Here is a 12,501-nt window from a genome sequence, read left to right as displayed (position 1 = left end):
CCCCTTAAAAGATAGTTTACTTGTCTCTTCTCCTAAGATTTACTATTCACTGTCGATTGAAGGTTTACCTTTGATCCAGAATAAGTCATTCCTTCTGGCTCTTCCATTAACCAAAGCGGTGCATCAAGATCAAAATAATGAATATTAGGATGCGCTGCCGCTAAATGCGCAACAGCACTAACGGAAAGTGAAGACTCCATCATGCTGCCCACCATACACTTCACACCAGCTGTTTCTGCGATATCAGCAATACGCCATGCTTCACGTATGCCACCACATTTCATTAATTTAATATTAATGAAGTCTGCATATCTTCCTTGAACGAGCTTTAATGCGTCACTTGCTGAAAATATACTTTCATCGGCCATAATTGGCGTTTGCACACGATCTTTGACGTACTTTAACCCATCCCAATCTTTCGCGTGTACTGGTTGTTCAATAAATTCTATATTTAAATTACGATTTTCCATCTCTTGAATGATAGAGACCGCTTCTTTTGGACTCCAACCTTGATTCGCATCTAAACGTAATGTCGTATTTCTTGGTACCACATTTCGAATTGCCTCAATACGTTCCAAATCTAAATGCGCCTCTTTACCCACTTTAATCTTTAATGTTTGAAATCCTTTTTCTATATGTTTCTTCGCTTCTTTTGCCATTAATACAGGCTCATCCACACTCACTGTAATATCGGTATGAATTTCTTTCTTCCCGCCTAACAATGCATATAACGGCACATTTTGATATTGGCAATATACATCATATAAAGCGATATCTACCGCTGCTTTTGCACTTGAATTTCCAATACAACTCATTTGAATGCGCTGTAGTAACTGCTGAAATTGAATGATATTTTGACCAATTAAACATGAACGCATCGGCCCTAAAATCGCTTCTTCCATTCCGCTGGTGAAATCCCCCGTAATAACTGGCGTTGCGGCTGCAGCCCCCTTACCAATCACTCCTTCGTCTGTATGAATATAAACATCTATACTTTCAATTTCGGTTACAGTACGAAGCGCGGTTTTAAACGGTGTATGCAGTTTTACACGTCTACGATTTACTTTTACATCTGTAATTTTCATTTTGTTCATCCTTTCGTTCTCCAATGAAGTGAAATTTTAATCCACCGGAGATTTATACCCACGGATTATTAGGTAAACCCATTGGGCATTTACTCTCCTATCTCTCTACTTTATTTTCGTTTGCTTTTGATGTAGGACGATAATGTGAAATAAAAAAATCCAGCCATAAGAATGATTCTTACGGCTGGATTTTGTCTATGATTGAGTAGACAAAGCAGCAATCTGATTATATTTTTTCTGCGCATCTTTTAGCGCTACAAGTAACGCTTTTTGAGAAGAACCGAAATATCGGTTCTTTACTTCCATTACTAACGCCGGGTCATTTATATTTTTATGTAGAAATAAATATTTAACAAATTGAGATGTTAATGCAATTGTCGCTGAGCAGTCTGCATCTACAATTTCCCCTGTATCCTTAACAAGTATAAATGCTACGAAATAGCTTTTAAACTTTTCAGTAATGGGATTATTTTGAGGTGCTTTCGCATCCCCTACGATATAAATTGTATTTGAAGCGTACACAGCTATCTTCCTTTCTTATACGAGGATAACGGGTTTCTTAATAGTCGTATGAGCGAGGAACTCAACGTGGATTAAAAAATGTATCCGCTTACCTTGTATTATAATATAATTGACAGAATTTTAACAACATTTATTTTAGTGCATATTCCATATTTATGAAAACAGCTTAAACTCTTCATTTTTACAATATGTGATTGTTCCTTGTACCATGACATTCATACATAAAAAACTGCACCTCCAATTGTTAGACGCTGCCTAACAATTGGAGGTGCAGTTCAATGGCTAACTGTTTTTTATTACTTTGGCATCACAAATATAGTTTCATTTGACTTAGAAAATTGATACTCTTTTCTCGCTAACTTCAAAATTTCTTCCTCATCGTCTGTTAAATTTTCTATGTTAGTCTTTAAAGAATCTTTATCTTTCTTTAAAGATACTAATTGCTTCTTTTGATCCGTAATCGTATCTTTCTTTTTATCAATTACTTCTTGTTGTTTCGTTAAAATATATTGAACGTACAGAGTAGTTGTCGCAATAAAAAGGACCATTAAAATAAGTCGCCTTAACTTCTTTTTATTTACCCTACGCTTGTCACTAGGTTGTGATAATTGCTCTGGTATATTAGGAACATTTACTCGTTTGAGTTTCCTCATTCAAATCCCCCTAACCCATATTTTTTCACTACCATCGGCACGTTTTCTTACTAAATTAATTCTATTCTTATAAAATAAACTCCTTCACAAAAATATCCCATAAATTAACCAATTAAAGATAGCATTCGACGACATTTCCATATTTACACCGTTTTTTTTTATACATGCTGCTATAAAATAGTAGTTTCTGTAATTCTTTTTCTACTATTGTAGAAGAGTTTTTTCACACACAAAATTCCTTCCCCACATATCCATGTTATAACATGCTTACAAGGAGGGGGAATATGCATTACCGTACATTAGGTAAAACTGGAATAACTGTTTCTGAAATAGGTTTTGGCGCATGGGCAATCGGTGGGGATGAATGGGGACCTGTTAACGATAAACAATCTATAACCGCTATAAAAAAAGCAATTGAGTGTGGTGTGAATTTTATTGATACTGCGGATGTGTATGGTTTAGGACATAGTGAAAAGTTGGTGGCTACCGCGATTAAAGGACATCGTAATGATATTATCCTATCAACGAAAGGTGGTTTAATCGGACATCACTACGACCCTAATGGAGTTCCTGTATATGATACTCCCGAAAAAATCATCGCCGTATTCGAAACAAGTTTACAACGTCTTCAAACAGATTATATTGATCTTTATTTTTGTCATATTTGGTGGCATAATCGTAGGGAAACAGAAGCATTTCTACGTGCATTTGACATATTAAAACGTGATGGCAAAGTAAGAGCAGTCGGTGTTTCGACTCATGATTTACAATACATTCATCATTTCAATAACAACAACGAAATTGATATCGTACAGCTTGATTACAATATATTAAATCGAAAACCAGAAAAAGATATATTACCATTTTTACAAGAGAAAAATTTAGGAGTTGTTATTCGTGGTCCATTAAAAATGGGCATTTTAACTGGAAAATTCTCAAATAAAACAATTTTTCCGGATGGAGATTTACGCAAAGATTGGCCAAATGAAACTTGGTTTCAAGAAGACTTACAAACTGTAGAGAAACTTCGGTTGCTCTCAAATAAAAATCAGACCTTAGGGCAACTTGCACTTCGCTATGTACTCTCTCATCCGGCAGTAAGTGTTGTAATTCCTGGTGCCAAAACAGGAATACAAGCACAAGAAAATGCAAATGCATCTGTTCGCCCTATGTTGAGTGATGAAGAGCTTAACTATATTCATTCAATATAAAAAGCCCAATCCGGGCTTTTTAATTTGGGAAACTAATATCATACTCCATTCGCTTCGCTGTGTCCTCCGCAACATGCACACCTAACAAGTTTTTCACAATATGAAATGCCATATTAATTCCAGCTGAAATTCCGGCAGATGTTATAATATGTCCTTCATCTACAAACTTTACATTTTCTATAACTTCAACATTTTGAAACTTATTTTTAAACTTTTCGATACTAGCCCAATGTGTTGTTGCTTTTAAACCTTCTAGTAAACCTGCTTTCGCCAGTAATAGCGCTCCTGTACAAACTGAAGTCATCAGCTTTACTTCTTTCATTTGTTGGCGAATCCATTTTATTACTATTTCATTTTTTATTTCATATTTTCTAGCACCTAGCCCGCCCGGAATTATTAAAATATCCACTGGTGGTAAATTTTCAATACTATAATCTGACTGTACCTTCAATCCATTCCTTGCTGTAATCATTTCCCCATTCTCGCTAACTGTATAAACAGTAAATGGTTTTTCTCCATTCACCTCAGTTACAGAAAAAACTTCAAATGGCCCTGCAAAGTCTAACACTTCTACTTCATTAAATAAAAATATACCAACACTCCATTTATTCATCATAAGTTCACTTCCTGTTTCAAATGATGTAAAAGGTGATCATATCCTTTTTCTAATGCAATATCATACGCTGTTTTCCCATCACTTTTCTTAATCATCTTATTAGCTCCATTTTTAAGGAGCAACATAATTATTTCCTCATTTCCTAATAATGCTGCTTCGTGGAGTCCTGTCCAGCCACCACTTTGCATAATATTTACATCTGATCCTTTTTCAATTAAGAAAGCGACAAGTTCACTTTGCTTGTTCGCAATTGCCGCTTGCAAAGGCGTATTTTCATTTTCGTTTTTCGCTCTACTATGTATATCTGCACCGCTTTCTAAAAGAAAACTCGCTATTTCTTTCTGTCCAAAATAAGCTGCTAAATGAAGTGGTGTCCAGCCATCTTCACTACATTCGTTAACAATACTTGGACTCGCCTTTATAAACTTTACTACTTTTTCCTTATTACCACTTATCACAGCTTGTGCTATTGATTGTAAATACTCCATAATAATCTCCCATCCTTCAAAATATTTAAGCATCTCCTTCTACATGTTCTATTCATTATTACATTTTCCTTTTAAAATCTTAAGTTTACATAATAATATTATATACCACTTTTTTGTGCTTAATGCTGAATAGCAATAATGTTAAAAATACTGCCTTTAAACAATGAAGACCATGATTTCATTAGAGTTACTGAAAAAGCAAGCAAAAAACTATACACATAGTTTTCATCATATTTGTTCAGTTGCATGAAATAAAACAGCTAATGTCTATTACTGCTATTCATGCTTTCGACGCATCAAATAATATTATTCCAATAAAAAAACAATCCCTTTTTAGAATGGATTGTTTTTTTATTTCTTTTTTATACTGTTTATTTTATTTTTGTATTTTCAATGATGAAATAATTACATTTACAAAAATGAAACACTACTATCTTAGCCCCTCTTATAGTGAGTTTTTCGTTTGAAAACAAAAATACACTTTCACCTTACGATTGAAAAAACATATGTAAAAGTCTCTAAAACAGCTGCCTTATCATACTAATCTATAGCAATTCTGTCTTCTTCCCTTACCTGTTTCCTTTAACACATACGATTTTAAAACTAGCGCCGTTAATGAATCTGTTAATGTTTTATATGATAAATTTGATAATGCCAATAGATCGTTCGTATATAACATTCTATGCTTCTCTAATAATAATAGTACTAATCGTTCAGACGGTTTTAATGCCTCGTCACTTTCTAGTATAAAGTCTATATTTTTCATTTCTCTAATTATTACTCCTTATATAAAAAAATACTTTAGACACTTATTTAATATGAAAATAATACATAACAAAATTATAGATATATTAAAATAGCGCCCTCTAAAAACACTATTATACTATAACATAGAAGTAGTGTTTCCCCAAATAGGAAATACTTTTTATATCGCTTATAAGATTCTTGCAAACCTACATAATATTTTGTACCATTAGCCGCCAAGTTTTCTTCTAATTTCGCTGGTCATCCCGATGTATTTGTAATCAATGAAGTTCTTCTAAATTTATAAACAAATAAAAAAACGGTTCGTCTATCATGCCCTAAACATGAATGACAACCGTTTTCCAGCTTCTTCTTAATTAACAACATGTTCTATCTTAAATATTTCTTGCAATATGCGGCTTACTGTAATGACTTGTTCCACCGCCACCTACTACTACTTTACCGCCTTTTTCGAAAATTAATAATTTACTTGAACCATCTGCAAGAAGCACTATTACTTCAGCATTATTACTTGTTGCTACATAAATTACATAACCACTCTTTGATATACAAGTTTCCCAATTCGAATCAAATTCTGATCTTACTACACGATTTGAATACACTTGATTTTCAATTCTATCTTGTTCTACGTTTTCCAAATTGATTCCTCCCACTTCACTAAAATAGCATTTATAGGAAAATAACAGCCCTATATAAAATAGTAGCCGACTTTAACATAAATAGTATATGTAATTAATAGGAAAATGCTTGGACAACGAAAACGAAATAAACTTACTAGCCTTTTTGCTTCTTTCGTACTGTAATCAAAAATTGGACTTACTAAATCAATTGTCATGTGGTTATGAAAAAGTTTTAAACCGGTTAATGTTGCTAATTCTTGCCCCACTGTCATTTTTCCAACTGCTTGTGGGCCAAATATTAATATAAGTTTCATTTATTTCCCTCCAATCTTTCTCTATAAACCATTACATAAAATAAAAAATAAGGCAGCCGATTTTAAATCGATTGCCTTATTTTTTATTCATAGTTTTAGTTCTATTCTTTTCGCACAGCTTCAAAAGTAATCATTTGATTTGCATTTGACGGTTCTTTTTCATAATCATATTCAGCAGAGCAAGTAATATTAGAGAAACCTATACTTTCTAAAAGAAGTTTAAACTCTTCTATTCCATACCAGCGCAGCGCAAAGCGTTGCAATTCTGTTTGTACTAACTGTCCTTTACTCCACTTTTCATATTTCAAATATGACACAGTAACTTGGTTCAGCCAATCTATTTCAATTGATTTATTTTCTAATGTGATTCCGTCTCCACTCGGCAAAGAGAAAGTCGATGTATGAATTTCCCCAGTCTTCCAGTCATGCGGAAGCATAATATCTACGATTAATCGTCCATCTGGATTAAGATGTTCATAAAAACATTTCAATGCATTTATAGAATCCACACGATTTTCAATTAAACAAAAAGATCCAGTAGGAATGATAATTGCGTCATATTTATGCGGAAGTGAAAATTGTTGCAAGCTTCCTTCATATAAATTAGGATGTAAGCCTCTCTCTTTACAGCGCTTACGGCAAGAATCTAGCATTTCAGGTGAATAATCTATCCCATCCACTTTAAAACCAGCCTCTAGAAGCGGAATGATGACACGTCCTGAACCTACTGCGGCTTCGAGGATTCTTCCTCTACAATCTTTTAAACGTTTTTTGTAATACTCAATATCACCATTTAAAGAATAACCGACTGGTTTTGTGTAATCATACAGTTCTGTACAAAGTGTACTATAAAAGCTAAACATTTATTTTCTCCTCCGTTTTTACGTACGGAAGATTTCAATTCAACTAATCTTCCTGCACCTCTGATTTTAATGATATTTCGAAAGAGCTGACTGTCATAATATATCACTCACTTTCCATAGAATATAATGATATTGTATTACATAACCTTCCAATTTGAAATATAAAAATTAAAAATTCAGACTACAAATTAAAGAGCTTACTTTAGTAAGCTCTTTAGCAAAAATATTTATTTCACAATCGGCAATGTCACTTCACTTAATTTCACTGTAAGTTTCGTGCCAGCTTTCGGTCTAATTGTATAATCATAATCACTTGCAATTAAAACAACTCCGATTTGATGCCCCGCTTTAAATACATAATCATCTGGCTGCATGTCCCATGTAAATGTATAATCTTTGCCCGGTTGAATCGCTGTTGAATTTTCTATACTCTTTAAGTTTTGTGGATCCATCCAGCCTCTCGTTACGATTTCCGGCTTCGCTCCTCCATAGTCAACAAGTAATGCTGTTAAATTTGATACAGATCGATCAATATTTCCTGTAATTGAAATCTTTGGTGTACCACTTATACGCGTATCTTTTTGCAGTACAGGCATTGTATATACTAATCGATTTGCTACTTCTAATTCTGGGTTTGCTACTAATTGGTTTGATTTCATTTGTGCATCATCTAAGAATGAGAAAACTTTATTAGCCGATCCCATACTTAATGGCAAATTGACTAATTTATTACTTAAATACATACGGATTTTTGAAGGTACAGCTGATGGATCTGGCCAATTTTTTATCTTTTGCCACGTTTTATTTTCTCTTTGCACATCAACCATTGGTTCATCCATAATTCCATTTTCAATTCCGTATAACCAATAATCTAACCATTTATTTTGTGTTTGCTGCCAGTTATTACTTGATGTCCCACCATGACCACCTTGATGTAGCCACATTTTACGAGGAACATTATTTTCTCCAAGTGCTTCCCACCATTGCGCGAACTGTTTTGTTTTAACATTCCAATCGTTTAAACCATGAACAACAAATACACTCGCTTTTACATTTTTAGCATCTTTTACATAGTTACGTTTATCCCAAAAATCATTATAATTACCTGTTTTTCTGTCTTGTCCAGCCGTTAACTCTTTTATAACTTGTCCGCAAACTTCAGGGTTTTCCCTTGTCAGTACTGCTTCTGCCATATTATCTGTATCTTCCCCTTGATATCCGCCTGGAGCAATGACTGCACCATTTGCACGATAATAATCATACCAACTACTAATTGCTGCGATTGGAATAATTGTTTTTAAACCTTCAACTCCAGTAGTCGCAACAGCATTTGGTAATGTACCATTATAAGAAACTCCAGTCATACCTACATTGCCTGTAGACCAATTTGCCTGAACTTCCTCACCCTGTTCTGTAAATGCTTTCGCGCGACCGTTTACCCAATCAATAACAGATTTTGTCCCAATTATCTCTTGTTCATCTCCAGTTGTAGGGCATCCATCTGATTTTCCAGTACCGATACTTTCGCCTAGAATAACTGCATAACCTCTTGGCACGTAATAGTTCCCATACGAACCAAGATTAATCGCTCCATACGGTTTTCCTTCATACGCATACAATTCTTCATCTACATTATATACAGGAACATCTTTTAATCCAGATCGATATGGACTCATTTCATAAATAACAGGAACTTTCACATTCGGATCTGTCTTTGGACGCATAACTTTTATCGATACTCGGTCTTTCTTACCGTCTCGATCACTATCAACTTCTGTCTCTACATATAAATTTTCGATAATAGCTTCATCGAGAGAATAAATCGGTTTTGTCATCCCATTTTCTAATTCAATTTTCGTATTTTTAGTCTCTTCCTTCTTCTCTGCATGCACATCCATAGTAAAGCTAGGTATAATTGTTGCAGATAGCATTGCTGACAGTGTAATTACCATTTTCTTTTTACTCAAAATATTCCCTCCCCTTATTCGTTCTCTTTTACTATATAACAAAATAACTGAAAATTCAGTTTTATTTTTATATAAAAGTTGAGAAACTCAAAGATTTCTTATTAAGTAAAATTTAATGGAGGTGTGAAATTATTTTCCCACTTCCTCCTTCTTTATAACGTGAAACTTTAATCAGCCCTCACCAATTGGGCGTTTACGATCAGCAGGGCCACTTCTTTGCTTTCGCTGAATTTTGAGGTGGGGTCTTACTGCCCGGCAAATAGCGGGATAAATAGAGAAAAAGACAACCGATATTTCTATCGCTTGCCTTACATTCCATTTATTATTTTTCTAACTCTTTAAAGGTATCTTTCAAGTCTTTATCAGATACCTTTATATCTGCATTTTTAAGCAGTTCTCTAGTAACTTGTTGATGGAATTGAGGATCTTGTATACGTTGCTGTTCTAATTCTTTACGAATATTCTCTTTCTCTTCCTCATACGGTTTAAGCTCTTTTTTATCCGTTAGCTTAATAATATGATATCCGAAAGAAGATTTAACAGGTTCACTCAATTGACCAACTTCTAACTTATACGCAGCATCCTCAAATTCTTTCACCATCATACCAGGTCCAAATTCAGATAGTTCCCCACCTTTTTCTTTAGAACCTGGATCCTCTGAATATTGTTTAGCCAATGCCGCGAAATCTTCGCCACTATTTAATTTTTCTTTAATTTCTTTTGCTGTCTTTTCATCTTTTACTAAAATATGGCTAACTTGAAGCTTTGGCTTATAATGATCTTTAATATCTTTTTCCGTTACGGTTGCTTTAATAGCTTTTTCAAAAGCAAAAGTAAGCTTTAATTTCTCTTTCAACTGATCTTCATTTTTCACACCATTAGATTCCATATATGTATTAAAATTATCGCCCATCTTGTCTTTTAATTCTTTTAGTTGTTTCGTTACCTCTTCATCCGTAACTTTATATTTATCATGTAATACTTTTTCTACTACCATTTCAGATAAATTCTGTTTACCGTAGTTTTCTTTTAATTTTTTGTTAAAATCACTTTCTGAAATGCTTCCTGATTTTGTCGTTACAATATTATCTGATGAACCACATGCAGATAAAGATAACGTCATACCCATTAAAATGCTACCAATTACTAATTTCTTTCTTTTCAAATCTGAATACCTCACTTCATTAAATTCAAATATAACTATGTAAATATAACGTTTTCCTGTGAACTTCACGTGAATTTAATGAAAGTAGAACATTTGCTAATTCTCCATTTAATACATCAATTTTGAAAATTATGGTGATTCATCCTGTATCGCTAATCTCTAAAGCTGCAAAAAGGACTAATATTTTCATTAGTCCTTTTTCACATTTATATAAAATTGAATTTCTCCATCTATAGAGGAAACTCCATATTCAAAACCATGCCTTTCTAAAATACTTTTCACTATCGCTAAACCTAATCCTGTACCTGATTTTTCTTTACTACGAGAAGATTCTAGTACATAAAAAGGCTCCCAAATTTTCTCGATATTCTTAATTTTATCCGTAGGAATGCCATTTTTTATTTGGAAATATATACTTTTATTTCTATCTTCTAATGTAATTATTATGTTTTGATTTGCTGTATATTTTATCGCATTAGAAATTAAATTTTGAAACACCATTCTCATTTTATTTAAATCTGCATAAACGATTGTATTGCCCGCATTACAATTTACTTGCAAGTTAATTTCTTTCGAATCCAGTTCAATCTGATGCTTATCTAATATACTCTGGACCAGTGGTTCAATGGGGAATTCTTCTTTTTGTAAAATATCTCTTTCTAGTTTAGAAAATCGTAATAGTTCTTCAATTAAGTTTGATATTTGATCTGTTTGTTTAATAATTGTATCTACGTAAGTCCCATCATCTAATCCATCTTTAATCCCCATAGAGTATGCTTTTACTAATGCGATCGGTGTCTTTAATTCATGCGTTACATCACCCATAAATCGTTTTAAATGTTCATTACGATCAGTTAAGTCTTGATGTGCTTCATGTAGTTTTTCACTCATGATATTAATACTATTGGCCAACTCTCCTATTTCATCATTCGTTTTCACTTTCGTTCTTTTAAACTGCAAATGTGAAATATCCTGAGCCACATCACTTAACTCTTTCAGTGGTGTCGTTATTATTTTTGAAAGTATCCACACAAGTAAAATAATAAGAAGGAGTGAGAAACATAGGATATATAAGTAAAATGTATTTAACGTATTTATAATTTCATTTGAATTCGCAATGGAAGTCCCAATTAAAATTATCGTATCATCTTTCGCAATATATTTAGCAAAAAAACTCGCTTTTACCTTTCCTTGATCGTACAGTTTATTCGATTGCCCTTCCGTCTTCACTTTCATAACTTCGTCTTTCGTAATCCAAAGCTTATTTAACGTTACTTTCTTTTTCGTAAGTTGCATGCGTAACGCGTCGTTCATAGCATCTTCCGACTGATTAATTGGCGTATACGCAATTGTAACGTTATTTTCACTTTCAATTGTATGAATAACATCCTCTATATTTTCCACTGTTGTATTTTGTATTTGTGTTGTAAATTTATTTAAGTTTTCACGTGTTTTATAAATATTATAGTTCGGTAAGAGATTGTTAATGAATAATAATGAAATCATAAAGATGAGAATAACAGTTGCAGAAATACTTAAAAATAACTTTTTCCCAAGTTTATTCACTTTGTTCCTCCAAACTATAACCCAGCCCACGATGCGTCTTAATAATATTTTCTCCAATTTTTTTACGTAGCCTTCTTACATGTGTATCAACCGTTCTCTCTTCTCCAAAATAGTCAAATCCCCAGACAATATCTAGCAATTTTTTACGAGTTAAAATTGTTCCTTTATGATTTAAAAAGCATTTTATTAATTCGAGCTCTGTTTTTGTAATTTCTAACTCTATATCATTTTTATATACTTTATTTTTGGCGAAATTTATCTTTACATCTTGTACTTGAATAATATCATCATGCTGAATAAGTTTTTTCGCTCGCGTAATTAGTACTCCTGGATGAAATGGTTTTTTCACGTACTCATCTGCCCCACTTTGAAGCGCTGCTAATTCATCTTCACTTTCACTTTTCGCCGTAAGCATTAATACTTTTACGCTTGAATTCTTTTTTATTTCCTGACAGACAGTAATACCACTATGTTTTGGCATCATCCAATCCAAAATAGCTAAATCAATTTTTTCATCATAAAATATTTGAAGTGCTTCCTCCCCGTCTTTTGCTAAAAAAACTTCAAATCCTTCTTTTTCAAAATAAGCTTTTAAAATCCTTAACATATCTTGTTCGTCATCTGCAATTAAAACCTTCATATTTTTTCCTCCATTGCTTTTAAACA

13 protein-coding genes and 1 pseudogene are annotated in these 12,501 nt (G+C 33.2%); 1 reads left to right on the top strand and 13 read right to left on the bottom strand.

Annotated features, from left to right (window positions below):
- Positions 1-32: 32 nt before the first annotated feature.
- From GBN91_RS17640 to GBN91_RS17630, 3 genes are all read right to left on the bottom strand, one after another.
- Positions 33-1,094, bottom strand: a complete 1,062-nt coding sequence (locus GBN91_RS17640) for a dipeptide epimerase (protein ID WP_001038463.1) — start codon at positions 1,092-1,094, stop codon at positions 33-35.
- A 186-nt stretch (positions 1,095-1,280) separates the two neighbouring features.
- On the bottom strand, positions 1,281-1,607 hold the full coding sequence (locus GBN91_RS17635; protein ID WP_000271312.1) for a DUF3870 domain-containing protein: 327 nt from the start codon (positions 1,605-1,607) through the stop codon (positions 1,281-1,283).
- Positions 1,608-1,903: 296 nt separating this feature from the next.
- Positions 1,904-2,260: an FtsB family cell division protein gene (locus GBN91_RS17630; protein WP_001228729.1), complete on the bottom strand. Its 357-nt coding sequence runs from the start codon at positions 2,258-2,260 to the stop codon at positions 1,904-1,906.
- A 284-nt stretch (positions 2,261-2,544) separates the two neighbouring features.
- Between GBN91_RS17630 and GBN91_RS17625 the strand changes: the two genes are divergently transcribed.
- Positions 2,545-3,471 (top strand): aldo/keto reductase, encoded by a 927-nt coding sequence (locus tag GBN91_RS17625; protein WP_088362616.1) that lies wholly within the window; start codon positions 2,545-2,547, stop codon positions 3,469-3,471.
- 19 nt (positions 3,472-3,490) lie between these two features.
- Here GBN91_RS17625 and GBN91_RS17620 read toward each other — a convergent pair whose 3' ends face one another.
- The 10 genes and pseudogenes from GBN91_RS17620 to GBN91_RS17575 form a co-directional block, all read right to left on the bottom strand.
- On the bottom strand, positions 3,491-4,087 hold the full coding sequence (locus GBN91_RS17620) for a DJ-1/PfpI family protein (protein ID WP_088362617.1): 597 nt from the start codon (positions 4,085-4,087) through the stop codon (positions 3,491-3,493).
- Positions 4,084-4,575 (bottom strand): ankyrin repeat domain-containing protein, encoded by a 492-nt coding sequence (locus GBN91_RS17615; protein ID WP_000456154.1) that lies wholly within the window; start codon positions 4,573-4,575, stop codon positions 4,084-4,086. Before GBN91_RS17615 ends, GBN91_RS17620 begins: the two co-directional genes overlap by 4 nt.
- Before the next feature lie 535 nt (positions 4,576-5,110).
- On the bottom strand, positions 5,111-5,341 hold the full coding sequence (locus GBN91_RS17610) for a hypothetical protein (RefSeq protein ID WP_000789031.1): 231 nt from the start codon (positions 5,339-5,341) through the stop codon (positions 5,111-5,113).
- A gap of 373 nt (positions 5,342-5,714) precedes the next feature.
- Positions 5,715-5,978: a hypothetical protein gene (locus tag GBN91_RS17605; protein ID WP_000432429.1), complete on the bottom strand. Its 264-nt coding sequence runs from the start codon at positions 5,976-5,978 to the stop codon at positions 5,715-5,717.
- 122 nt (positions 5,979-6,100) lie between these two features.
- Positions 6,101-6,274, bottom strand: a pseudogene (locus tag GBN91_RS17600) (DEAD/DEAH box helicase family protein); the annotation flags it as partial.
- A 101-nt stretch (positions 6,275-6,375) separates the two neighbouring features.
- Positions 6,376-7,137, bottom strand: a complete 762-nt coding sequence (locus tag GBN91_RS17595; protein ID WP_000490927.1) for a class I SAM-dependent methyltransferase — start codon at positions 7,135-7,137, stop codon at positions 6,376-6,378.
- 227 nt (positions 7,138-7,364) lie between these two features.
- Complete coding sequence (locus GBN91_RS17590) at positions 7,365-9,104, bottom strand: Xaa-Pro dipeptidyl-peptidase (RefSeq protein ID WP_152121871.1); 1,740 nt, start codon at positions 9,102-9,104, stop codon at positions 7,365-7,367.
- Between the two features lie 322 nt (positions 9,105-9,426).
- Complete coding sequence (locus tag GBN91_RS17585; protein ID WP_002204764.1) at positions 9,427-10,269, bottom strand: peptidylprolyl isomerase PrsA; 843 nt, start codon at positions 10,267-10,269, stop codon at positions 9,427-9,429.
- A 189-nt stretch (positions 10,270-10,458) separates the two neighbouring features.
- Positions 10,459-11,835 (bottom strand): sensor histidine kinase, encoded by a 1,377-nt coding sequence (locus GBN91_RS17580; RefSeq protein ID WP_139849707.1) that lies wholly within the window; start codon positions 11,833-11,835, stop codon positions 10,459-10,461.
- Positions 11,828-12,475 (bottom strand): response regulator transcription factor, encoded by a 648-nt coding sequence (locus GBN91_RS17575; RefSeq protein WP_000865970.1) that lies wholly within the window; start codon positions 12,473-12,475, stop codon positions 11,828-11,830. The genes GBN91_RS17580 and GBN91_RS17575 overlap by 8 nt, the downstream gene beginning before the upstream one ends.
- Positions 12,476-12,501: the final 26 nt, after the last annotated feature.

This window comes from Bacillus sp. B1-WWTP-T-0.5-Post-4 (assembly GCF_009183795.1).
Taxonomy (GTDB): domain Bacteria; phylum Bacillota; class Bacilli; order Bacillales; family Bacillaceae_G; genus Bacillus_A; species Bacillus_A cereus.
This window is presented reverse-complemented; position numbering and strand designations above follow the sequence as displayed.